Below are 22,954 nucleotides of genomic sequence, written 5' to 3'. Positions count from 1 at the left end.
TTTGGCGTCACGTTAAGAAAAATTTTGCGTTACGAACCACAAAGCTTGAATTTCTTCATCCGGTACTGCAGGCTCTGTCTACTCATTCCCAGTTGCTGGGCGCTATGAGTAATGTTTCCATCGTTCGCTGTCAGCGTCTGGCAGATTAATTCATATTCAAAACGCTCCATACGTTCACCAAAAGTCCCGGCAGCTTCTGTCGCATACACTTTTGCCACCGATCCCTGCCGGGTAATGCAGCTTTCTTTTTCCAGCGACCGTAAATAACTGGGAAGACAATCAATCGTTAGTATACCTGCATCATCGGCTACGCGATTAAAGGCATATTCAATTACATGGTGAAGTTCTCTTACGTTTCCTGGCCACTCATATTGCTGAAACACAGCAAACACTTCTTCCGCAATCGTTAGCTGCTCCCGATTGTACTGTTTACACAATTCATGCAAAAAATTTCGCGCCAGCAAAAGGCTATCCTGGTTACGCTCCTTCAATGCAGGAATATCAATTTTGATGGTCGATATCCGGTAATAGAAATCCATACGTATTTTTTGCTGCTGCATAAGCGCATTGAGGTCTTCATTTGCTGCCGAAATGATTCGCACATCACATTGTATATATTTGCTGCCACCAATACGTTGAAACCGTTTTTCCTGCAATACCCGCAAAAGCTTAACCTGTATCTCCGGACTAATGGAATTAACCTCGTCCAGAAAAATAGTCCCGCCATTGGCTGTTTCAAAAAGCCCCGGTTTGCTGACGCTGCCTGTAAAAGCTCCTTTTTCCGTGCCAAAAAATATGCTTTCAAACAAATTACCAGGCACTGCACTGCAATTAACATCAATAAAGGGCTTATATCTTCTGGAGCTAAACGAATGTATGCCTTGTGCCACAAGCTCTTTTCCCGTTCCAGTGGCTCCCACAATTAGGACTGCCGAATCAGTAAGCGAGACTTTTTTGGCAAAATGAATAAGTTCTCTCATGTTTTCAGCTTGGTGCACAATATCATCAAAAGTATATCTCGTTGCCATACCACCAGGTTCTGCACTGCCAATATACGCTTCCAGATTGAACGCGCGTTTTTCCAACCCTTTTAATACCGACAAATCACTTTCGAATACAACCGCTCCATATAGATTGTTATCAACAAACAATGGATATCCAAAATTAATAGTTGTCAAGGTTGTGCCATTCTTAGTCTTAAAGCGGTCACACCGGTTGGCAACCGGCTTTCTTGTCCTGAGAATTGTCAAAACTGTACTATATTCTTCATTGACATCGTAAATATCAAGCAGGTGCTTTCCCTGATAGGCCCGGCTGTCATACCCCTCCAGGAGTTCACTGGCGGGATTGGCAAATAAAAAATACCCATTACGATCATATATCTGAACCCCTTCGGACATATGATCAAAAATTTGCTTATAAAAATCAAGAAGTATTCCATCACTAATGATCAGATCAAGCATTTTTCCATTCATCCTCCATCTTTATCGCTTGATACCTGAATGATTCAAGGAATTACGCTGTCTATTCTTGTTTTAGTTAACTGGTTCATAATGAATCTCCCACGTAAGTGTGCCTTTGCGGCTAGCATCCCTAAAAATGGGCCGTTCATGCATACTGTACCCTATTACCAAAATTTTCACAGCTCTCCTCGCTGGTGAAAACTTTTTATTTTTTGTACCAGGATATACTTTTTCGACCTCACCGTTCTCCCACACAATCATAATTACCGATTTATCGGCATGCTCGCCGGTCGCTTGGAAGTTGACAATAGTTATGTCCTGGGCAGCTTGGCCGGCAATGGCTTGCCGTAATTCTATTTTCCCTTCAAAAGGTACCTCTGTTCCCCGGACAATCCGCAATGATGGCAGCGGTGTAATCGTAACTTTATCAGCAAAGTCCTCGGTATCTTCTACGCCTTTTTCAGGAATAGCGGCGCGCTTTTCCGTTCCTGAAAATAGCATATAGGCAACTATTATGATTACCAACATAGCAAGAGCACCTATTGCAAAACTTTTCCACGACTGTACCATAAGCCCCACCCACCTCATAATAAACCTTTTGATTACTGACATCTTGAGTATATCATCAAAATGTCAAAGAAGGAATGTCCCCTTTTAGAGGAGCATTCCTTCTTTTTACCATAACACCTTCGGCGCATCCAATTAAACTAGCACACTACCTATATCCATTGCCTTTATCATGCTTATGCTCATAATGTTCAGCATGATTTCTACCGTTGTCACGGGCATGCTCGTGATAGTAACCAGGATATTGGTCATATTCGTCTATGTAATTTATATCTATCCTATAGAAGTGCGCCTCATCGACAAATAAATTATACCTGTGTTTTAGTTCCTGAACTTTAAGTCCGTGCAATTTAGCGATCTCACCCCAGCCCAAGTGTTTCTTACGGAGAACAACAATATCATCGACAGGTACATCCGCGTAGTCAGCAACGACATACATCATTGATATATCATCAAAACTAAAATCAAAATTAGCTGTTAGTCGAACTATTTCAGACGTTAGAATTGGACGATCATAATAGGACGACAGTGCGTGGGCCAATCTCATGCTATCAGAATAAGTTTCGGACTTAAAAAAACTGGCATCACCAACATAAATGCCTGTTGTTGACGTCGTAACACTGGCCGCAGCGGCACCTGTCGGAACGATAAATGTCAAGGCCGTAGCAACCGCCAAAACAGTAGTATAGCGTTTTAATATCATAACTAATCCCCCTTTTTTATAATTTTATCACTTTGACTGATCAGTCATATATAGGTCTAAAGTCCTATATATCGGTTCATAACAATTCTCCCCTGCAATCGTAATGATTGAGGCAACGCCCAAGCTTCCCGGCTTGGGCGTTGCCAGGTAGCGGCGTGCAGGTCGGTCATGCCCCATGGCAACAGCAAAAACAATGTGCTTTATAAAAACATTCCTTCTTTGCTGCTACAGTGCCTATCATCTCGCAAACCAATGCTACTTATGCTTAGCTTCATTAGTGTCAGCTGGCTTTTGCGCGCGGGGTAATTTAGTCTCAGTACTTAACTCTTCTGCGGTTTCAAACTGCATATCTGCTACGCGCAGCCCCCGGTTGGTCCAACTCTTTTTAGCGGTTTCCCCTGTTATAAATTTCTTACTGACAAAGTAAATTATCGAATATAACGCTACAAAACCCAGCCCTGCGAACAACCCTGCCCCCTGTCCGGGAATTAACGGCATGCTGGCAATGATAGCTCCGATACTTATCAAGGCCACCCAGGAGGTAACAGGAAACCCGGGAAGCTGGCACTTTCCCCGGGGCGGGCACCCTTGTCGCTGCCTGAATTTATAATGTGTTGCCAGAATAACCATATAGGAAAAAAGCAAGGCAAACCCACCAGAACTAACTAAGAAAAGATATACCTGCGCCGGCAGGAAAAGTCCCAGGCCAAGCCCGCCAAGCATTGCCCCACCCGAAAAAATAATACCGCGATAGGGAATATCACCTTTGTCTCTCACCCAGGATGGTGCATGACCTTCATCCGCCAAGGATCGCAGCATTCGTCCTAAACCAAACATAGCAGCCAGCATTGTTGATAGAATGGCCGTCACTAGTACAATACTAATTGCATTGCCAGCCCATTGCAAGTTCCAGGCTGTTAGTGCAGTCACTAAGGGACTTTGATCTGTTGTTAGTGCCGTAGTCGGCACAAGCAGCAATAGCGCTGTGATTGCAGTTACATATAGACCAACCAGGGCAAAAACAGTATAGGTAATTGCTTGAGGTACTGTTTTATCCGGCTTGGCTGTTTCCGAAGCAGCCAACCCAATAATCTCAAAGCCTGCATAAGAAAACATGACAATTAGCATACTCCCGGCAACACCTCCCAGTCCTGCCGGAAATACCGGTTCTGTTGCCAATGCTCCTGCTTGCACTTGCGCTGCCCCTGGCATAAACCCACTAACAATGGCTACACTCAAAACCACAAAGCCGATAATAGCAATCAATTTTACAGCCGCAAGGCCCCCTTCCAGCTTACTTAACTGATCTGCGCCAAACAGATTGAGAATAGTAACAACGATAATAACAGCCGCACCGAGCAAAGGAACAGAAACTCCCTGTAACCACGTCTGCACCAATGCCGACACGGCTATTGCCTCACTCGACATCGCCAGCACCATTCCTGTCCAGTATACCCACCCTACAACAAAACCGATAGCAGGACCGTATGCCTTTTCAGCAAACGTGCGAAAAGATCCTGGCGCCGGATCAGCTACCGTCATTTCTGATAAAGCATACAGAATGGCATATACGAGGGCACCGCCCATTACAAAAGACAGTACAATTGCCGGTCCCGCTGCGCGAATAGCAACAGCCGACCCTAAAAAAAAGGAACCTCCAATTACCGTTCCTAGCGCCATCATGGTTAACTGCCAAGCGGATAAACCTTCACCATGCTTTTTCAACCCAACCCCTCCTTAGTCGACCTACATATCTTCATTTACAAGTATCTACCAAGGAAGGGTATGTTATTACTCTATTTTTTCATCGCGAAAAAAGCTCCCCGAAACGCCAATGAATTTTTAATTAGATTACTACTCAGCCCAATTTCTTTTTTAACCGATTCAACCTAGTCGAGGAACAACTCGGGGGCAGGCTTGCGCTATTATTATGAGCTTAGTTAAATTCCGCAATAACGCAACCCCTAACAAACAGGTGACAAAAAAAGACCGTCCCTACGTGTCTACTTTGGACTATTTACCCCTATGTCGCGGGGATAAGTTATCTATTAACTTAAAATTAATATTTTGTTAACTAAGTGTAAAAAAATGAGGAATATAATATAAATAATAATTTTCGACAGAAATAGAGGAGGATATAATTGAAAGCATTAATTGTCGACGATTCAAGTTTTGCCAGACGAACATTAGAAGGTTTTCTCAAAAAAAATTTTCTTAGTGTGGAAATTACTTCAGCTTGTAATGGTAGGGCAGGTTATGCTGCCTTTGTTCGCGAAAAGCCAGATGTTATATTTACTGATCTCTTAATGCCTGAAATGGTAGGGCAGGAGATGATCAAACAAATACGAGAAGTTGATGGTCAGGTTCCGATTTTTGTTTTAACAGCCGACATACAGAAGGCTACCAAATTTGAGCTGATTCCGTACGTTATTATGGCATTTATTAATAAACCGTTGACCAGCGAAAATGGTGAAATTATTAAGCAAAAGATAGGAGGGCTGATTTGATGCTTGGTGAAATGCAAAAAGACGTACTGACGGAGGTAGTGAATATAGCGATTGGCCAAAGTGCGGCTCTCTTGTCTGAGATGACAGGACGAAAAGTCGAATTATCCGTTCCCTATATTGACTTTCTAACGATTCAGGATGTAGAACCTTCAATTTTTTCGCAAATTGCTGTTGATAAGGGGCATGTTATTTCTTCGTCAATCAAATTTGGAACTGAGTTTAAGGGGAAAGCGTTTTTGCTATTTCCAGCCCGTCAAGCTAAGCTTTTAGTTGGTCTGTGTTTGGGTGATAGTGCTGACGACACTGTTATAAATGACAAGGATTTATTAGATACTGATTTTGATGTTTTAATGGAGATTAGTAATGTTATTCTGAACGCAATTATGGGAGGATTGGGGAATTTTCTCGAATCCAAGCTAATATACTCGTTGCCAGAGATAGAAATGCTGTTCGTTTCTGCAGAAGGGCAAAGGGTATTGCTGCAGGAGCAATTGTATGTGTTAGTATTGCAAGCAAAACTTAGTTTAGCGGATAAGCAGTTTGAAGGCACTATTTTGATTGCCTTAAGCTTGGATTCAGCGGCACAATTAATCCGCCGAATTGATCGATTGGTGGGGAATTTGAATGAATCAGTTTTTTAATCGCATTTTGGATCATCTGAATTTGGGAGTTATGCTTGTTGACAAAAACCATAATGTGATGGTCTGGAATCGTTGGTTGGAAGGAGTCAGTGGTATCCCTAAAGACGAAGCCATTGGTAAAACACTTGCTGATATATGTCCTTGCTTTCAAAAGAATCGCTTTAAAGAAATGCTGGACAATGCTATCGTCAATGGAGAACATCGATTTTGTTCGGGCATGTTACATAGCGCATTTGTTTATCCAAAGGACAGCAGTGATATCACTGAAAGAGGTCGGCAAAACATGCAGATTGAGGCATTTTATCAAGATGGGGAAGCTTTTGTATTGATCCAAATCAGCGATATCACCAGTCAATACCAACGCGTACATTTGTTGCAACACTTGGTCAAAGAACTTGAGGGAGATTATGAATCTGTCAAGGAATCAGAAGAGCATGCCAAACGTAATGCTTTATATGATCCCTTGACAGGGCTCTGTAATCGGAGTTTGTTTTACGACCGCCTCGGCTATACCTTTGATCAAGCACGCAGAAGTGGTCAACTTGTGGCTTTACTGTTTTTAGATTTGGATGGTTTTAAATCAGTGAATGATTTGATGGGACATTTTAGCGGTGATTTATTACTCAAAGAAGTGGCGGTCCGCTTAAATACGGTTGTACGAAAAACTGATACCGTTTGCCGATTAGGTGGCGATGAGTACACAATTATCCTCCCGAATATAAAATCAAAAAAAAACATTGAAACGATAGCTAAAAATATCCTTAGTTTATTATCGGTTGAATTTAATCTGGATGGAAAAAGTATATTTATTACTGCCAGTATTGGAATTAGCCTGTTTCCTGTAGATGGAGATGATTTGGAAACTATGGTAAAGCATGCTGATAGTGCTATGTATTCAGTAAAGGCCACAGGTAAAAATGGGTATCAATTTTATTCAATCACGCGAGAAGCACTCTGATTACCAGGAAACAAGTATACATCACCCTATTCATGGTTTTCTTAGGGTTGCTTTTCAGGCGAAGAACAATAGCCGCTAGTTAACTTATTGCCCAGTATCTATGCCCAAAGTGTGAGTACATGTCATTTATTTGGACCCAGCTTGAAAGATATATCACCAGTAGATTTGTTATATGGATAAATCAGAGGAGGACACGGGGACTGAGGAGGACACGGGGACGGTGGTTGTGTCCAGCATGCAGTATAAAGACAGTTCCACCGTCCCTATGTCTTCTGTCGATCGGCAAGGGAAACTACAGGATCAACGATAGACGTATTCTTGATAGCTTCAGTAAGCTCTTGGATCTTCGTTTCCTGCTGTTTAATTACCGTGCTAAAATCACTATTTTTGCCGGTATCTTCAGGCATGACAAAACCAGGAGACTCGTAATTCCAGGCCCCGTAAGTCTGCATAAACCAAACACCAAGTTTATAGGTAAATTGTTATCAATACCTCGCTAATTTTAGAGTTCTTCCCTGTTTTTATTACCAACTATCATAACTTATTCCCATTAACTTGTGTTTGACACTAAAACTATATTGTATACATTATTTTACCCATTGTGTAAAGCCCAACATTCTTCTATAATGTAATTCAGTGAGTATCAAGTAAAAAAAGGAAAATCTTGATCCACTACTACTTGCAAATGGAGGTCTATACCGATGCTAAAACGTGTACTCATTGCCAACCGCGGCGAAATTGCGGTACGTATCATCCGGGCCTGCCATGAGCTGGGAATTGAAGCAATTGCTGTTTATTCTGACGTAGATGCCGACGCGCTGCATGTTCAATTAGCAGATCGTGCTTATTTGATTGGCTCGGCTGATGCCACCCAAAGTTATCTGAACACAGAAGCAATAATCACTGCGGCAAAAGTATCGCAAGCTGATGCTATCCATCCCGGCTATGGCTTTTTATCAGAAAGTGCCGACTTCGCCGAAAAAGTAACTAATGCTGGTCTTGTATTCGTTGGCCCCCGCGCCGAAACCATTCAGAAAGTAGGCAATAAGGATGCAGCCCGCGAAGCCATGAAACATGCTGGCTTACCCATGGCACTTGGCAGCGATCCCATACACGATGCAACCGATGCCTGCCGTGTTGCCAAAGAAATTGGCTATCCGGTAATTCTGAAACCAGTAGCCGGCGGTGGTGGCAAAAGTATGTTTATTGCCAATAATGCAGCTGAACTATTAAGTGCCGTAAATAAAGTAGATCTTACAACTACCGTTTTTTATTTAGAAAAATATATTGCCGATGCCCGCCATATTGAAGTGCAAATTGTTGCTGATAATTATGGTCATGTCATCCATCTGGGAGAACGCGAATGTTCATTGCAGCGGCGCAATCAAAAGATTTTGGAAGAAGCACCGTCAAGTGCTCTTTCTCCGGAAATGCGCCAAAAAGTCGGTGCCTTAGCCATCCGTGCTGCCAAGAGTGTCCACTATACTAATGTGGGAACAGTAGAATTTCTCATGGACAAAAATACCGGCGATTTTTATTTCATGGAAATCAATCCGCGCATTCAGGTAGAACATGCCATCACCGAAATGATTACAGGGATTGATCTGGTAAGAAAGCAACTGCGTATTGCCTCTGGCGAACCACTCAATATTAATCAAGAAGATGTAACCTTCACTGGGCATGCGATCGAATGCCGCATTAATGCTGAAGATCCAACCCAAAACTTTTTACCTTCTCCAGGGCAAATTACTTACTATTATCAGCCAGGTGGTCCCAAGGTGCGTATTGATAGCGGCGTGTGTGCTGGTTCGATTGTTCAGCCTTACTATGATTCCTTGATTGCCAAAGTAATTGCGCGCGGCCGAACCCGTGGTGAAGCCATCAAGGTTATGCAATGCGCTTTGAGCGAATTCCGCATTGATGGTATCAAAACTATCATTGACTTCCATCTGGATGTACTAAAAGATCCGTATTTCTGTAGCGGGGATATTGATACCCAATTCATTTACAAACGTATGATTTCGTGATGATCTGCTATCGTTCTTCTAATCCCGTAGTAATAGAAAAAATCCGCCGTTATTCCAATCATCGGAATAACGCGCGGATTTTTTTGACCTATGGTCACTTTTTCGTTCAATCCATACCAGGACGAAATCAACTAAAAAGTCAACGATAGGGAGGTCTTGGTCTATTATATTTCTATATTCTCTAACCTAATCCCCAAAGACTTTTTGGTTAACAATGCATGTATTAACGTGTAGTATTCAGGTAAACTATTTTTTGACCATTTTAAATCAATTTGCAGTAACTCGGAGGTAATTGCTGTAAGGTCAAATCCAAAAGAATCCAAAGAATACCGCATTTTTTCAGGCTGCCTGCAAGGCAAATTATCACGCCTTTGACAACGTTCACATAAATAACAACCACCAGACGCTAAACTAATACTATCAGGAATTTCACTTTCTAAGGTGAGCATTTTATCTGAAAGCTTGTTTTTTACTTCACGTAAAGAGCGTGTAGTAATTTCTTTCATTTTTTCAGCTGTATCGGCTAACTTGATGGTTTCCGCATCATAAATCACCTTAACACCTATAATGTAGATATAATTAAAGGTTTGTAGAAACTGAGTAGCATCTATTAAGAGCGGCGGACAAGACCAGAGGTTATTATAATTAGGACACTCTTTGCAAAAAGCCATAAATTTTTCTTGGTTTTGATATTTCTTGATAAACTCAGGTACCTGTAGAGAATTAATTCTTGTGAGAGTATAATACATGTCAATTACCTCATTTCATAGTAATACACGTTATACCTTTTCAGTAAAACTACCCAGCTTAATCGCTGGAAACTTGCCAGTAATGGCTTTGAGAAACCTCCTTACGCCACCGGGCTGGCCGCCTGGGGGCATAGCCGCCAAAAAAGCGTCAGGATCAAAATTAAGGTTCCGAAGCTGAATCATATCTACGCCTGTTTCGCTTAAGAATTCAAGCCAGGCAGCCTGTTCCTCGCTCCGGTCATTGAGCCCGGGAAATAGCAACATATTTAACGAAACATACACCCCTTGCCGTTTGGCATAAGCAATAGAGTGTTTAACGTCATCCAGACTGTACTTAGCTTGGTAATAAGCTTGGTAGGTGGCTGGCATAGCACTGATAATGCTTACCCTCATACTATTTAACCCGGCATCCACGATGGTTTTGATTCCCTGGGTAAACCCGGCATTAGTGTTAATATTGATTTGGCCGCGGACTGTTGACTCACGTATTTTTTTTATGCTGGCAGCAAGGGTCTCGGCAGCCAGTGAGGGCTCACCCTCACAGCCTTGCCCAAAGCTGATGATAGGCTCCGGTGCCTGAGTTAGGTGATATACTCCAATAGCGGCAACTTCTGCCGCTGTAGGGGCAAAGGTTATCCGGCTTTGCGGGGCCGGACAACACTCAGCCGGCTGGAGCGAGATACAGCCCAGACAATTGGCGTTGCAAGCCGGGCTAACCGGAATACCTGCTTCCCAGCGCCGGTAAAATAGATTCTGGGCCGTACAGCAATGCCAGGTAAGTGAGCAGTTTGCCAAATGCTCGACAAGTCGATTATCTGGCAAATCACGTTTTACCCGTGCAACCCGTTTCTTTAAATCCGGCGTATTGTAACGGTAGGGATGCCATTTGGCGTTATCTGCTGTCTTGACTGCTGCCACATAAATTTCATCTCTATATAGAGCAGCCGCAGTATAACCATAAAGCGGCAGCAGAGGCGCATTCTCCTGGCGTTCATAGGCTGGCAGGAGCGTGCGAGTATAGCCTACCGGCAACATGACGGCCACAGCTAAGCGTCCTTTCAGCATTTGAGGCGTATCGTCTTTCATCTGTAATGCATTACGTCCTGGCAGGAACATTAGTTCCGCGCCTTCCGGCAGAGGAATCATATCTTGTGATCGTAAAGGGAGATAGTCTTGTCCCTGGCGGCCGACAGCATGGCAGCCGGGAGCATCAAATATCTCGCCATTTCTATCTGCATAAAGCGTTGTAATCATACTTTTTACCCTTTGTTAAATTTATTCATAGCCTTATTGAAGCCCTCTTTTATAATGCATTCCACTGCATCAGCCGCCTGGCTGATGGCCTGGTTCATAGCAGAGGCTTCCTCCGGCGAAAACCGGCCCAGTACATAGTTGGCTGTTTCCCAGCCCTCAGGCGGCCGGCCAATCCCGATGCGAATCCGGGCAAAATCATCTTTCCCTGATTCAAAAAGCAAGGATTCAATACCGCGATGACCGCCTGAGCCGCCTTTGAGTCTAAGCCGCAGACGCCCTGTCGGCAAATCCAGATCATCATAGATAACAATAATATCTTCATAAGGAACCTTATAGAAAGCCGCCAACGGCACTATCGCCCTGCCGCTTAGATTCATAAAAGTTTGAGGCTTTACCAATAACACGGTTTCCTCACCCCGGTATTCAGCCACCGCAGCATTATAGCGTTCCCGCCAAGCTGTTACTGCCCACCGTCCGGCCAGTTTGTCTATCGCCATAAAGCCGGTATTGTGGCGGGTGGCACTGTATTCCTGCCCGGGATTACCCAGGCCAACTACAATTTTCATTTACTCCTCCGACACTTTGAGAATTTCATCAACAGTAACAAATTTGTAGCCCTGCGCTACCAGCTTGTCAATGATTATGCGCGTAGCAGCCACCGTCTGCTCTCTCGGCAAAGCGGCAGCAATACCATCGCCATCATGGAGCAGAATGACTGAACCATTTTGTACCTTACCCAGTATCCGCTCAGCAATAACCTCGGCTCCAGGGTTCACCCAGTCGCGACTAGCCACTGACCATTCGACCACCTTTAGCTGATACTCGGCCATAGCATCCATAACAACGGCATCACGAAAACCATGCGGCGGTCGCACCACATGGGGTGCATAGCCTACAACATCAGCAATCACTTTATTGGTCTGTGCTATCTCTGTTATAATAGCTTGGCGGTCCAATTTTAGCAAGTCGACGTGATTATAGGTGTGATTGCCCAATTGATGGCCTTCGGCGGCAATCCGCCGGATTATGTCAGGGTATTTGGCGGCATTTTGACCAATGACAAAGAACGTAGCCGGTACTTGCTGCTCTTTTAGAATATCCAGAATTTGGCCGGTATACGGCGGATAGGGGCCATCATCAAAGGTAAGCGCCACCAATTTCAGACTTGTCCTGCTTTCCGAAAATACCGGACCGTAAAAATGATTAGTCGGCAGTACGGCATTTAAGGTTAAAATAAAACCAATAATAATACCCAGAATAGCTACACTAAGTCCAAGTCGTACTGGTCGTCTGAGTATCCGCAGATAGTCCAAAAGCAAGCTAATAATCACTACTATCGTAAGCAATCCCAGCATGCTAATAAGACGGATATTGGCTTCAAACATGGTACAGCAACCCCGTTTCAGGAAATTTCCTTAAACATGATAAGCCAGGGTCCCTGAGAATCATAGGTAGTCCCCCCCGGATAGTAACCTGATTTTTCATAAACCCGGATAGCCGGCTGATTATCTGGCCGCACTTCCAGCCGTACTCTTTGTACTTTATTATCCTTAAAATACTTATCAGCTTCAGCCATCAGCGCACTGGCAATACCTCTGCCCCGGGCAGCTGGCGTGACCGCAATAGATAAAATTCGGGCGTTAGCAACCTTCCCTGGAGTCGCCGCAGAACGAAGAAAAGCCACTTTGTTAAGCACAATGATTTTGACAGGGTACAAACCAAAGCCATACTGACCTGTAAGCCAGCGCCAAGCCCATTTAATTAGGTGCCCGCCGGTAAGAGCCTGCCACCAAAGTTGGCTTAAGCCCACCGGGGCAAAACAATAACCAAGCACCTGTCCTGTTTGCTCTTTAGCAAGTAATGCCGCTGCCGGCTCTGCCTGATAAACCAATGTAAACACATCCTGCATAGCCTGCGGATTAGGCAGGCGGCCACCACAATGATGCAATACACTATCCATAAAGCTTTCGGTAAACAGGCTGGCAATATCCGGCACATCGGTCAGCCGGGCGCGCATAATTACATACTTACTCATATCATAGTTTATTTGCAAATAGGGCGCGATATTCGCGCCCTATTTGCGTACCTCCCATTATAGCCGGTCATTGCTGCCCTATGCTCACAAGGCCGAAGTGGAGTAAATTAATTGTCAAACAGTTTGCTAACCGACAATTCGCCAAAAATTCGAATAATCGCTTCACCAAGAAGCGGAGCTACTGACAACACCTTAATCTTAGGAGAATTCTGCCCTTCTGCCCTCGGAATAGTATTTGTAACAATAAGTTCAGTAATATTAGACTTCTCAATGCGTTCTACCGCAGGGTTGCTTAATACAGCATGGGTACAGCAGGCATATACGGCTTTAGCACCCATTCTAGTCAAAGCATTTGCCCCCTCTGTGAGCGAGCCGGCGGTATCGACAATATCATCGACGATGACAGCGGTTTTTCCCTCAACATTACCAATCAGGTTCATAACTTCGGCTACACCAGGAGCCGGACGCCGTTTTTCAATAATGGCAATAGGCGCATGCATCCGGTCGGCAAACAGCCGTGCTCTCGATACACCGCCAAGGTCAGGTGATACAATAACAAGATCTTCCAACTGCAATGACATAATATATTCAGCCAGGGTAGGAACACCTGGCAAATTATCCACAGGAATATCAAAGAAACCCTGAATCTGTCCGGCGTGCAAATCCATAGTAACAACCCGGGTAGCACCGGCTACTGTCAGGAGGTTGGCCATTAGCTTAGCCGAAATGGGTTCACGGCCGCGCGTTTTTCTGTCCTGGCGGGCGTAAGCATAGTAAGGAATGACTGCGGTGATATTTTTGGCCGAAGCCCGTTTTACAGCATCAATCATAATTAGCAGTTCCATCATATTATCATTGACCGGATAGCTTGTCGGCTGAACAATAAACACATCTGTCCCGCGCACACTTTCGTCGATCATTACCTGAATTTCGCCATTGTTAAACTTACCAACAAAAGCATCGCCTACTGTCAATCCAAGATAGGCAGCAATCTCTTTGGCCAGTACCGGATTAGCGTTGCCGCTAAATATTCGTAATCTCTTTGTATCTTCCATTTATCTTACCTCCGCTGTTTTTCCGCCCAGCCCTCAATATTGTTTTGACGGGCGCGTGCTACTCCCAGAGAACCGGGGGGAACGTTTTTGGTAATGGTCGAACCGGCAGCTACATAAGAGCCGCTGCCAACCGTCACTGGCGCTACCAAATTAGTATTGCAGCCAATAAATGCATCATCTTCAATTGTCGTACGATGTTTATGTTTACCGTCATAGTTCACGGTAATAGTACCTGACCCGATGTTAACGCCAGCACCCATATCAGTATCACCGATATAGCTAAGATGTGGCAGCTTACTTTTCTCGCCAACAACACTATTTTTTACTTCAACAAAATTGCCCACCTTTACCCCGTCTTTAAGCCAGGTGTCAGGCCGCAGGTGTACATATGGACCAAGAATCACATGATTACCTACAGTACAGTCATGGGTATAGCTAAAATGAATAGTAGTCTCATCCCCTACCGTGGTATTGGTTACCCGGGTATTGGGACCGATTAAACAATTAGCACCAATTTTACTTTGGCCCTCAATCCAGGTAAATGGATAAATAATGGTATCAGCGCCGATCTCAACCTGAGTATCAATAAAAGTACTGCCCGGATCCATAATAGTAACACCATTTTCCATCAGGTTATCAAGTTTGCGCCGCCTAATAATGCTTTCGGCTTCTGCCAGCTGCAAGCGGGAATTTATCCCCAGCGTCTCGCGGTAGTCGGCAGCTTGTACAGCTCCTACTTTTTGGCCTTGTTTGTTTAAAATTGCAATCACATCTGTCAGGTAATACTCCTCTTGCGCATTATTGCAGGTTAAACCATCAAGTGCCGCAAGCAATTCCCTCGCCGCAAAACAGTAAATACCGGTATTAATCTCACATACCGAAAGTTCTGACGGACTGGCATCTTTTTGTTCAACAATTTTTTCTACTTGTCCAGCCGAATTACGAATAACCCGTCCATATCCGGCCGGGTCAGGCATGACTGCCGTGAGTACAGTAGCAGCGGCTTGCGCTTGACTATGCTCAGCGTACAGCTTGGTCAACAGTTCTCCGGTCAAAAGCGGCGTATCGCCACATAAGACCATAACTGTGCCATCAAAATCTGTTAGTTCGCGCTTAGCCTGCATGATTGCATGCCCTGTCCCAAGTTGCTCAGTCTGAACAACAAATTCAGCCTGACCAGCTAACGCATCAGCTACACTTTGCGCACCAAAGCCTATAACGACAACATTCTTGTCTGCCCCAGCAAACACAGCTGCATCTAGTACCTGCTGAACCATAGGTTTACCGCCTACCTGGTGGAGAACCTTAGGTAAGGCTGATTTCATCCTGGTGCCTTTACCAGCTGCCAGGATGATAGCCATCAAATTTGACATCGATATACCTCCATTCCTGACTGCGAGCACAGCTCAGGCTCGGTCTATTGAGGAACTATTCTCCTTTCGACACAAAAACGCAAAATCCTCCAGGTGATAAAATTAAAGCCGAAAACGCAGCAAATCTATATCCCTTCGCTAGTCTGAGGTTAACACTGGTCTGATGTCTGTTATTTTAGTATGTTCATCAACATCATGTAAAATAAGCAGCGACAAATAGTCTGCCACTAATTTATGCTCAGGTTCGGCGGTCGCTACCAGTACCCCGATACCAACAACCTTAGCCCCAACCTCATTTGTTAAATCAACCATGCCTCGCGCCGTAGCACCTGCTTTCATAAAATCATCAATAATCAACACCCTGGCTCCGCTTGGCACCGCCCGCTTAGGGAGCGACATGGTTTGAATACGTTTTGAAGAACCGGAAACATAATTTATACTGACAGCTGATCCTTCGGTTACCTTACTGCCATGTCTTACAGTAATAAGTGGCAGATCAAAAGCCCGCGCGGTCATAAAGGCCAGGGGAATACCCTTGGTCTCCACAGTTAAAATGTAATTAGGCTCTAAATGTGCCAGCCGCTGCATAAAAATTTCTCCCACTTTTACCATCAGATGGGGAGTAAATAACAAATCTGACATATATAAAAAACCACCAGGGATAATACGGTTAGGTTCAGCCAGTCTAAAAGCCAGTTCATGCAAGATCTTATCCGTATCTGTGTCCGATACTTTGGGAATAAACCGGACACCTCCTGCAGCTCCGGCTACTGTCTCAATTATCCCTAACCCGAAATGTCCCATGGTTTCTTTTATGGTTGTAATATCTTCACATATGGTTGACTTAGCAGCCCCGAACAGTTCACTAAACTGACTAAGTGAAAATAGATACCGCGGCCGATCTGTCATAATCTTAGTCAATGCAGCTACTCGCTCCATTTTCCGTACTTTATCCATGCTTACTTCCTCCACAATCATGGAAATACCGAATATTATCTCCTAAATATATTTTTTTATTCACATTCTCTACAGAATCGACAATTCCTGCCACTCATAAAAATTTTGCAATATAAGACTTGGCTTGTGCCAAGTCCTTTAGGACGCCGGCAGAAACGGATAAATAAAAAACGCGGAAGATATTCCGCGTTCAATCAGCAGGTTTGAGACAAACAAATTCTTACTAACTCCAAATCACTTGGTTTATCGACATCAATGCCAAGTTCCGCATACGGGGAGCGAATCACCGCACCTTTAATTCTCAGAATATCACTTACCCGGGCTTCTACCTGGGTAAGCTTCAGTGAGCCTAAAATAAATTTCACAACAAAAATCCAGCCTAACAGAAAGCACAGCCTAACAGGATTTTTCCGATTAGCAATAATACGCTCGGCGACTTGTACACATTGCGGAACAATCCGGGGGTTGACAAGAAAGATGTTGCCCCCGGTAAATGTTCCTTCCTTCAAGCGCACATAGGTCCGTTTATTACCTGGAAAACGGCGTTCATGATCACATTGGGCAATAACAGGATAATATACATCAGCATTCACGCTGGCACATTGTCTGAGAAAATCATCAATAGCAGCCGATGTCAGTAGCGGAATATCCGCTGTTACCACCAAAGTCAGGTTTTCATGTCCTAATGCCTTCATTCCCAAGCTGATGGTTTCCATAATTGTCTGACCGCCATTTAGGATGACGGCCTTTTCGGGGAACGAGCATTTGCCCAGTTCTTCGGCTGGACCAGCAACAAAAATGCGGGAAACATGGCTACTGGTCGCAAGCGCCTCGGCCACATACTCCACCATTGGTTTGCCGGCAATATCAATCAGGGCCTCATAGGGCTGCGCTGTATAGCGATTTAAATGCTCATTATTTTCTCCACCAGCCAGGATTATGGCATCATACATTAAGTTACACTCCTTTTGAGATGTTAGGCCTGACGGCGTTCGTTCAAATCCTGCAGCAATGTCTGTTCTGAATTCTCCATATGCTCGCGGGCAATTTGCTGAGCCAGTTCAGTGTTGCGGCAGGCAATAGCCTCAACCAAGTGGCAATGTTCTTCTATAGATACTTTCATCCGCCCCGGATACTGAATGGAGATTGCCCGGAAGCGGGTAAACTGTTCTCTGAGATTGCTAATAATACCAACTAAGCGTTCGTTACGGCTGGCCCTGTATAAAACATCATGAAATTGGCTGTCAACTTCGACTATTCTATCAATATCGTCTCCCTCAATTAATTCACCAATTTCCACCAGCAGTCGTTCCAATTGTTCCAATTCATCTTCAGTAATACGCTCGACCGCAAGGCCGGCAGCCAACACATCAAGTGCGGTACGTATTTCAAAAACCTCATTAATGTCTTTAATTGACAGATCAGCCACATAGGTTCCCCGACGGGGAATCATTACAACAAAGCCTTCCAGTTCCAACTTGCGGATGGCTTCCCGCACCGGCGTACGACTTACACCCAATTCCTCCGCCAGTTGAATTTCCATCAACCGCTCGCCGGGTTTTAATGTTCCACTAACAATAGCTTCTCTTAATGTTTCTGCTACCACTTCTCTGAGTGGTTTATAGCTGTCTAATCGAATCGGTATTAATCGTCTCTCCACAATCACTCCACCTTTGAAACTGTTTCTGCTACAAATATTTCAGGCACGCCCTCAGCCTTTAGCCGGCAGGCAATCGCCTCTGCCTGCTCCTGGCAATGAGCAAGACCAAATACAGTTGGCCCACTACCAGACATCAGCGCCGCCATAGCTCCATATCTAAGCATAGACTCTTTAATTTTGGCAATTTCCGGGTATGCGGGAATCGTTACACTCTCCAGTACATTAACCAAATTTCGGGCCACTCCTGTCAAACTGCCAGCTGCAAGGCAGTTACGCATAACTGCAATATCCGGGCGTCGCGAAACTTTGTCGGCCTTGAATTGTTGGTACACCCAGGAAGTAGGCACTTCAATCGCTGGCTTGGCAAGTACAACATAACAGGATTTGAGCGGCGGCAGCGGTTCCAGCAGTTCTCCCCGCCCTGTTGCCAGCATGGTAGAATTATATAGACAAAATGGCACATCAGAACCAAGCTGGGCAGCAAATTTACTAAGCGCATCCAAGCTCAGATTGAGTTCCCATAGGCTGTTTAATCCCTTAAGCACAGCGGCGGCATCCGCGCTGCCACCGGCTAAACCTGCAGCGAGCGGAATCTGCTTGTCCAATCGGATATGAACCCCCTGCTGCGGGAAGGCGTATGGTTTGAGCAAGGCAGCCGCCCGATAAGCCAAGTTGCTGTCATCTGCCGGTAAACCGGAAATATTAATACTCAGCGCAATATCGTTAGGCTGACTTGTTAACGTAACCGTATCTGCAAGTCGGATAGCTTGCATAACCATAGCTACTTCATGGTAACCATCAGGGCGTTTATAGAGGACATCAAGCGCCAAATTAATCTTTGCATAGGCGTTAAGTATTAGCATATCCTATCCTTGCAAAGTAAGCTGTTTCAAATTAATGGTTTCTTGCGAACTCAAAATTTGATCAATCTCAAGCAAGATAAGTAACCGATCCTCTAGTTTACCTATCCCCTGGATATATTTCGCATCAAGAACAAATGACGGGGGCGGCGGCTCAACACTGACAGCAGCTATCCGAACTACCTCAGCAACGGCATCAACTATAACACCGACCGTTTCGCCACTAACTTCAACAATAATAATTCGGCTCTCTTCCGTGTATTCAGAAACGACAATTCCAAAACGCTTTCTTAGATCTATTACCGGAATAATCCGGCTCCGTAAGTTTATAATGCCTTCCATAAACGGGGGCATTTGTGGTAATTTGGTGATCGACACCAGACGATTTATTTCCTTTACCTTGGTAATGGGTAACCCATACTCTTCCTGAGCCAGTTTAAAAATTACTAGTTGAAGCTCCTGGTCAACAATTATATCATTCTTTTCCATCCATGACACCCCCACAGGCAGTCTATATCATATATATTCTACCTGTTCGGATAGTTGCCTGCAACTACCAACTTACTTTCCATATTTTTTTCATTATCCTTTGATTCGCATTCCGGCGACCACTAATTTTGGGAAATCTGTTCCACACAAGCAGCCGGATTTTTGCCTCTGTTCAAACCCGGTTATCGCCGACATGACAACATCATAATTTTCGTAAAAAATGGCAATTAAGTCGTCTGCTGCGGCCTGGTTCAGAGCAGTAGTCACGGCCTCGTATTCATCAAGGATGGTGGTTACCTGCGCAGCGGCAATCCCGGCTTCCAAAGCACCTTGCAGCAGCAGGGCCGCTGTCTCACCCGGCTGCCGCCCCCGCAAATCACAATCTTCCTTAATATAGATACTGTCAAATCCCTGGCCAGCAGTTCGACCAAGGCTGATGATAACATCATCCCTCCGGTCACCAGGTGCCGCAATGACTCCAATTAATTTTTTTGGCTTGAGGCGCCTTAAAGTACTCGCCAACGCCTGACAACCAGCCGGATTGTGAGCGTAATCAACGCAAACCTGAAAGCCTGCCATCGCCATCAGCATAAGTCTCCCCGGGTTTTGGTTAAAGCTGGTCACGCCTTTATGAATAGCCTCTAAGGATACCTTCTGCGACCAACAAGCCGCAACAGCAATAACTGTGTTTTGAATATTATGACACGCAAACCCCTGCAAGGTAAGAGGGACATCAACAATTGTTATCAGAACTTGCTCTTTTTTTCCCTCTGCCAAATAAATGGCATCATTTTTGACAAAACAGGCCCTGCCCCCTTCACCGAGATGGCGACGAACAATGATATTGTCAGGCTGAGTACTAAAATAAATAATTTCGCTCTTTACCCGTACCTTGAGCTCTGCCACCCGGCTATCATCTGCATTTAAAAGCACAAAGCCATCTGGCCGTACGCGTTCAATAACCAAGGACTTAATATAGGCCAAATCCTCAAGATCCTCAATACCATCCTGCCCAATATGATCTTCAGTAATATTCGTAATTATACCTACATCAGCAAAATCATAGCCCAATCCACCTCGAAGGATACCGCCACGAGCAACTTCCAATACAGCCACTTCTACCGCAGGATCTGACAATATCATGGCCGTACTGGCCGGACCAGTTGTGTCGCCTTGCACAATACACTCCTGATCTACATAGATGCCGCTTGAGGTGGTCATACCTGTTTTATAACCAGCTTGCCGAAAGATATGCCCAATAAGCCTGGTAACCGTGGTTTTGCCATTTGTGCCGGTGACGGCAATTATCGGTATCCGGCCATCGGCCCCATCAGGAAATAGATAATCAACAATTACTGCACCTAAATCACGGGGGATCCCGAAACTTGGATATAAGTGCATTCTTAGACCAGGCGCAGCATTAATTTCGATAATGGCCCCTTGCCCGGCAACCAGCGGTTGGCAAATATCAGGCATAACCAAGTCAACCCCCGCCACATCCAGGCCAGTAAGCCGCACTGCCCGCTCCACCAGTTGGATGATCTCCGGATGAATACTGGCAGTTACATCTTTGGCTGTTGCACCTGCACTTAGATTTGCATTATCACGGATATCTACCACCTGCCCGGCAACAGGAATAGACGCTGTTGATAGATTTTGCCTAGACAGTGTCATGATGGCCGCGGTATCTATATGCAAACAGGTTAGCGGACGACTATGTCCACTGCCACGCGCGGGGTCCAGATTAACCAATTCAACCAGTTCAGCAATTGTGTGGATACCATCACCAACAACATGAGCCGGTATCCTTTCAGCCCCTGCCGCCAGTTTACCATTAACAACGCACAGTCGATACTGGCGTCCTGCTACATATTCTTCTACCAACACCCGCTTATCATACTCAGCAGCCAATTGATAGGCCCGTTCCGCCTCGGCTTTATTCCATATATTTAGAGTAACCCCATTTCCGTGGTTACCATTGACAGGTTTAATAACAACCGGCGCACCGATCCTATCAAGAGCAGCGACAGCCTCTGCCAAGCTTGTAACAATATATCCCTCTGGTACAGGAACAGCATTTTGCCGCAACAACGTATTGGTAAGAAATTTATCTCCCACCAAATCAACAGCCAGGGAACTTGTTTGTCCGGTAATACTGGCCCAAACCCGCTGTTGCTTATTACCATAGCCGAGAATAAGAAAATTAGCTTCATAATCCGGACGCAAAACAGGAATACCCCGCCTTCGCGCCGCTTCAAAAATAGCTGCTGTACTTGGTCCCAACCGGCCCTCTTCTCCAATTCTTTTTAGCTTCGCAACTACCTCCGGCACATTAAAAGCTTGTCCATTAAGCACCGCCACAAGCAAGCGGTAGGCACCGTCAGCGGCGGCTAACCCTACCTGACCTGATTTACAACCAAATACAACCTGATAAACGCCCCGACGCCCCGACCCGCGGGTCTTGCCAAAAGCAGAGGCATATTCGTCACCACTCAGCGACTGTAGTTCAAGCGCTACATGCTCAAAAATGTGTGCCAGATACGTTCCCTCGTGCAAACGTTCTACAAAACCACCAGGATAACCCCGTGAGCAGCTATGTTTGTGTAACCCTGGCAATAGTGCTAATAAGCACGCGACAAAATCAACCATTCCACTGCTGTCTATATCCTCATAGCTGCCAATATCAATAGTCGCTTTAATAACCGGACGATAACTGTAGATGTTAGGTCCGGCAATAAAGCGTGTAGATAATAAATTCATGTTGCAATCCCCTTTAGCTAGTTAGTAGCAAGCTGCAGTGGCAGCCTTAGATTTAAATCAAAACCAAATCCTGCAGGCAAAATGTGTAATAGTACATTAGATATGGCTAGTGGCTGATAGCGATTGGATTCAGAAATGTTGGAATAGATAATACTCTTACCGTCAATAATGGTCACCGTCTGTGAGCCAATTACCTTACAAAGCCGGTCAGGTCCAACAACAAGGGCTGTATCTTCGTCAATGCCGATTCCCAAAACATGCGGATTTTGGGCGACTGCTTCCAGCAAACGGTTAATACGTCCACGTTGGGCAAAATGCTGATCAACTACCCCTTCTGCTAAAAACCCCATACCCTGAGCCATGATTAAGGAAGACTTCTTAGGCGTATCATTAGAGTTACCGGCTACAATCATAGTCTCACTCATAACAGCTGCCCCTGCACTTGTCCCGGCAATGACGGCTCCTTGCCTGAAAGCAGCCCGAATGGCAGCGTCAACTGCTGACCCTCCAAGAATACTGGTAAAACGCAGTTGGTCACCGCCTGTAAAAAATATGCCAGTAGCCTGCTTTATAATCTCAGCCTGTTCCTGTTGGTTTGCCGCCTCCCGGTCGGCAACAGCCATAATGGTGACTGCCGCCACTCCGAGAGAGGAAAATAGTTGTCGGTATTCATTACCCACAAGGCGGGGCTGGCCGGTGGCAGTAGCAATTACTACAATCCGGCTATTTCTGCCGCCAGCCATATCAATAAACTGATGCAATATCAAGCACTCGCCTACTTTATCTTCATGACCACCAATGATAAGTAAACTACCGCACGGTTTGTCTTTATTTGCTGTTGTTGTGTCATTCATCCTAATAAATTCTCCTGTTTACCCTTTGCTCCTATTTTTACC

The 22,954-nt window shown here is 44.9% G+C and carries 23 protein-coding genes; 4 read left to right on the top strand and 19 right to left on the bottom strand.

Annotated elements, in window-relative coordinates; genetic code table 11:
• Window positions 1–29: 29 nt before the first annotated feature.
• The 4 genes from AC1ECB_RS25130 to AC1ECB_RS25115 all read right to left on the bottom strand — a co-directional run bounded on the left by AC1ECB_RS25130 (window position 30) and on the right by AC1ECB_RS25115 (window position 4,458).
• Window positions 30–1,463, bottom strand: a complete 1,434-nt coding sequence (locus tag AC1ECB_RS25130) for a sigma-54 interaction domain-containing protein (protein WP_485666350.1) — start codon at window positions 1,461–1,463, stop codon at window positions 30–32.
• A 72-nt stretch (window positions 1,464–1,535) separates the two neighbouring features.
• Window positions 1,536–2,033, bottom strand: coding sequence for a hypothetical protein (locus AC1ECB_RS25125; RefSeq protein WP_485666349.1), 498 nt, complete (start codon window positions 2,031–2,033; stop codon window positions 1,536–1,538).
• 145 nt (window positions 2,034–2,178) lie between these two features.
• Window positions 2,179–2,733, bottom strand: a complete 555-nt coding sequence (locus tag AC1ECB_RS25120) for a hypothetical protein (protein WP_485666348.1) — start codon at window positions 2,731–2,733, stop codon at window positions 2,179–2,181.
• A 255-nt stretch (window positions 2,734–2,988) separates the two neighbouring features.
• A complete protein-coding gene (locus tag AC1ECB_RS25115) occupies window positions 2,989–4,458 on the bottom strand; it encodes an amino acid permease (RefSeq protein WP_485666347.1) in 1,470 nt (489 codons plus the stop codon).
• A gap of 416 nt (window positions 4,459–4,874) precedes the next feature.
• Between AC1ECB_RS25115 and AC1ECB_RS25110 the strand changes: the two genes are divergently transcribed.
• Genes AC1ECB_RS25110 through AC1ECB_RS25100 form a run of 3 tightly spaced genes read left to right on the top strand, consistent with a single transcriptional unit; the run spans window position 4,875 to window position 6,839 of the window.
• The gene (locus AC1ECB_RS25110) at window positions 4,875–5,240 is read left to right on the top strand and encodes a response regulator transcription factor (RefSeq protein WP_485666346.1); all 366 of its coding nucleotides are present in this window, start codon (window positions 4,875–4,877) and stop codon (window positions 5,238–5,240) included.
• Window positions 5,240–5,881, top strand: coding sequence for a chemotaxis protein CheC (locus AC1ECB_RS25105; RefSeq protein ID WP_485666345.1), 642 nt, complete (start codon window positions 5,240–5,242; stop codon window positions 5,879–5,881). Before AC1ECB_RS25110 ends, AC1ECB_RS25105 begins: the two co-directional genes overlap by 1 nt.
• Window positions 5,865–6,839, top strand: a complete 975-nt coding sequence (locus tag AC1ECB_RS25100) for a diguanylate cyclase domain-containing protein (protein ID WP_485666344.1) — start codon at window positions 5,865–5,867, stop codon at window positions 6,837–6,839. The genes AC1ECB_RS25105 and AC1ECB_RS25100 overlap by 17 nt, the downstream gene beginning before the upstream one ends.
• 263 nt (window positions 6,840–7,102) lie before the next feature.
• On the opposite strand, the gene AC1ECB_RS25095 is transcribed toward AC1ECB_RS25100, so the two are convergent.
• Window positions 7,103–7,291: a hypothetical protein gene (locus AC1ECB_RS25095; protein WP_485666343.1), complete on the bottom strand. Its 189-nt coding sequence runs from the start codon at window positions 7,289–7,291 to the stop codon at window positions 7,103–7,105.
• Window positions 7,292–7,540: 249 nt separating this feature from the next.
• Between AC1ECB_RS25095 and AC1ECB_RS25090 the strand changes: the two genes are divergently transcribed.
• The gene (locus AC1ECB_RS25090) at window positions 7,541–8,866 is read left to right on the top strand and encodes an acetyl-CoA carboxylase biotin carboxylase subunit (RefSeq protein ID WP_485666342.1); all 1,326 of its coding nucleotides are present in this window, start codon (window positions 7,541–7,543) and stop codon (window positions 8,864–8,866) included.
• Window positions 8,867–9,030: 164 nt separating this feature from the next.
• Here AC1ECB_RS25090 and AC1ECB_RS25085 read toward each other — a convergent pair whose 3' ends face one another.
• The 14 genes from AC1ECB_RS25085 to AC1ECB_RS25020 form a co-directional block, all read right to left on the bottom strand.
• Window positions 9,031–9,615 carry a DUF2284 domain-containing protein gene (locus AC1ECB_RS25085; RefSeq protein WP_485666341.1) on the bottom strand — a complete coding sequence of 195 codons (585 nt, stop codon included), beginning with the start codon at window positions 9,613–9,615 and terminating at the stop codon, window positions 9,031–9,033.
• Between the two features lie 30 nt (window positions 9,616–9,645).
• A complete protein-coding gene (locus tag AC1ECB_RS25080) occupies window positions 9,646–10,869 on the bottom strand; it encodes a radical SAM family protein (RefSeq protein ID WP_485666340.1) in 1,224 nt (407 codons plus the stop codon).
• 5 nt (window positions 10,870–10,874) lie between these two features.
• Window positions 10,875–11,435, bottom strand: a complete 561-nt coding sequence (pth, locus tag AC1ECB_RS25075) for an aminoacyl-tRNA hydrolase (RefSeq protein ID WP_485666339.1) — start codon at window positions 11,433–11,435, stop codon at window positions 10,875–10,877.
• Window positions 11,436–12,254 (bottom strand): polysaccharide deacetylase family protein, encoded by an 819-nt coding sequence (locus AC1ECB_RS25070; RefSeq protein WP_485666338.1) that lies wholly within the window; start codon window positions 12,252–12,254, stop codon window positions 11,436–11,438.
• 17 nt (window positions 12,255–12,271) lie between these two features.
• Window positions 12,272–12,904, bottom strand: a complete 633-nt coding sequence (locus AC1ECB_RS25065; protein WP_485666337.1) for a GNAT family N-acetyltransferase — start codon at window positions 12,902–12,904, stop codon at window positions 12,272–12,274.
• Window positions 12,905–13,011: 107 nt separating this feature from the next.
• The gene (locus tag AC1ECB_RS25060) at window positions 13,012–13,959 is read right to left on the bottom strand and encodes a ribose-phosphate diphosphokinase (RefSeq protein WP_485666336.1); all 948 of its coding nucleotides are present in this window, start codon (window positions 13,957–13,959) and stop codon (window positions 13,012–13,014) included.
• Window positions 13,960–13,964: 5 nt separating this feature from the next.
• The gene (glmU, locus tag AC1ECB_RS25055; protein ID WP_485666335.1) at window positions 13,965–15,332 is read right to left on the bottom strand and encodes a bifunctional UDP-N-acetylglucosamine diphosphorylase/glucosamine-1-phosphate N-acetyltransferase GlmU; all 1,368 of its coding nucleotides are present in this window, start codon (window positions 15,330–15,332) and stop codon (window positions 13,965–13,967) included.
• A gap of 138 nt (window positions 15,333–15,470) precedes the next feature.
• Window positions 15,471–16,289 (bottom strand): pur operon repressor, encoded by an 819-nt coding sequence (gene purR, locus AC1ECB_RS25050; protein WP_485666334.1) that lies wholly within the window; start codon window positions 16,287–16,289, stop codon window positions 15,471–15,473.
• Window positions 16,290–16,483: 194 nt separating this feature from the next.
• Window positions 16,484–17,242: a nucleotidyltransferase family protein gene (locus tag AC1ECB_RS25045; protein WP_485666333.1), complete on the bottom strand. Its 759-nt coding sequence runs from the start codon at window positions 17,240–17,242 to the stop codon at window positions 16,484–16,486.
• A 23-nt stretch (window positions 17,243–17,265) separates the two neighbouring features.
• Complete coding sequence (locus AC1ECB_RS25040) at window positions 17,266–17,949, bottom strand: GntR family transcriptional regulator (RefSeq protein WP_021168520.1); 684 nt, start codon at window positions 17,947–17,949, stop codon at window positions 17,266–17,268.
• 2 nt (window positions 17,950–17,951) lie between these two features.
• Window positions 17,952–18,812, bottom strand: coding sequence for a 4-(cytidine 5'-diphospho)-2-C-methyl-D-erythritol kinase (gene ispE, locus AC1ECB_RS25035; RefSeq protein WP_485666332.1), 861 nt, complete (start codon window positions 18,810–18,812; stop codon window positions 17,952–17,954).
• Between the two features lie 3 nt (window positions 18,813–18,815).
• Window positions 18,816–19,298, bottom strand: coding sequence for a chemotaxis protein CheW (locus AC1ECB_RS25030; protein WP_485666331.1), 483 nt, complete (start codon window positions 19,296–19,298; stop codon window positions 18,816–18,818).
• Window positions 19,299–19,391: 93 nt separating this feature from the next.
• A complete protein-coding gene (gene cphA / locus AC1ECB_RS25025) occupies window positions 19,392–22,058 on the bottom strand; it encodes a cyanophycin synthetase (protein WP_485666330.1) in 2,667 nt (888 codons plus the stop codon).
• A 17-nt stretch (window positions 22,059–22,075) separates the two neighbouring features.
• Window positions 22,076–22,912 (bottom strand): cyanophycinase, encoded by an 837-nt coding sequence (locus tag AC1ECB_RS25020; protein ID WP_485666329.1) that lies wholly within the window; start codon window positions 22,910–22,912, stop codon window positions 22,076–22,078.
• Between the last annotated feature and the right edge of the window lie 42 nt (window positions 22,913–22,954).

The organism is Sporomusa sp. 246TCP1 (assembly GCF_057319775.1).
This window is presented reverse-complemented; position numbering and strand designations above follow the sequence as displayed.

Bases quoted from the DNA above. Each gene is read 5' to 3' on its own strand.
- AC1ECB_RS25130 (WP_485666350.1), bottom strand. From the start codon at position 1,463: ATGCTTGATCTGATCATTAGTGATGGAATACTTCTTGATTTTTATAAG.
- AC1ECB_RS25125 (WP_485666349.1), bottom strand. From the start codon at position 2,033: ATGGTACAGTCGTGGAAAAGTTTTGCAATAGGTGCTCTTGCTATGTTG.
- AC1ECB_RS25120 (WP_485666348.1), bottom strand. From the start codon at position 2,733: ATGATATTAAAACGCTATACTACTGTTTTGGCGGTTGCTACGGCCTTG.
- AC1ECB_RS25105 (WP_485666345.1), top strand. From the start codon at position 5,240: ATGCTTGGTGAAATGCAAAAAGACGTACTGACGGAGGTAGTGAATATA.
- AC1ECB_RS25100 (WP_485666344.1), top strand. From the start codon at position 5,865: ATGAATCAGTTTTTTAATCGCATTTTGGATCATCTGAATTTGGGAGTT.
- AC1ECB_RS25095 (WP_485666343.1), bottom strand. From the start codon at position 7,291: ATGCAGACTTACGGGGCCTGGAATTACGAGTCTCCTGGTTTTGTCATG.
- AC1ECB_RS25090 (WP_485666342.1), top strand. From the start codon at position 7,541: ATGCTAAAACGTGTACTCATTGCCAACCGCGGCGAAATTGCGGTACGT.
- AC1ECB_RS25085 (WP_485666341.1), bottom strand. From the start codon at position 9,615: ATGTATTATACTCTCACAAGAATTAATTCTCTACAGGTACCTGAGTTT.
- AC1ECB_RS25080 (WP_485666340.1), bottom strand. From the start codon at position 10,869: ATGATTACAACGCTTTATGCAGATAGAAATGGCGAGATATTTGATGCT.
- pth (WP_485666339.1), bottom strand. From the start codon at position 11,435: ATGAAAATTGTAGTTGGCCTGGGTAATCCCGGGCAGGAATACAGTGCC.
- AC1ECB_RS25070 (WP_485666338.1), bottom strand. From the start codon at position 12,254: ATGTTTGAAGCCAATATCCGTCTTATTAGCATGCTGGGATTGCTTACG.
- AC1ECB_RS25065 (WP_485666337.1), bottom strand. From the start codon at position 12,904: ATGAGTAAGTATGTAATTATGCGCGCCCGGCTGACCGATGTGCCGGAT.
- AC1ECB_RS25060 (WP_485666336.1), bottom strand. From the start codon at position 13,959: ATGGAAGATACAAAGAGATTACGAATATTTAGCGGCAACGCTAATCCG.
- glmU (WP_485666335.1), bottom strand. From the start codon at position 15,332: ATGTCAAATTTGATGGCTATCATCCTGGCAGCTGGTAAAGGCACCAGG.
- purR (WP_485666334.1), bottom strand. From the start codon at position 16,289: ATGGATAAAGTACGGAAAATGGAGCGAGTAGCTGCATTGACTAAGATT.
- AC1ECB_RS25045 (WP_485666333.1), bottom strand. From the start codon at position 17,242: ATGTATGATGCCATAATCCTGGCTGGTGGAGAAAATAATGAGCATTTA.
- ispE (WP_485666332.1), bottom strand. From the start codon at position 18,812: ATGCTAATACTTAACGCCTATGCAAAGATTAATTTGGCGCTTGATGTC.
- AC1ECB_RS25030 (WP_485666331.1), bottom strand. From the start codon at position 19,298: ATGGAAAAGAATGATATAATTGTTGACCAGGAGCTTCAACTAGTAATT.
- cphA (WP_485666330.1), bottom strand. From the start codon at position 22,058: ATGAATTTATTATCTACACGCTTTATTGCCGGACCTAACATCTACAGT.
- AC1ECB_RS25020 (WP_485666329.1), bottom strand. From the start codon at position 22,912: ATGAATGACACAACAACAGCAAATAAAGACAAACCGTGCGGTAGTTTA.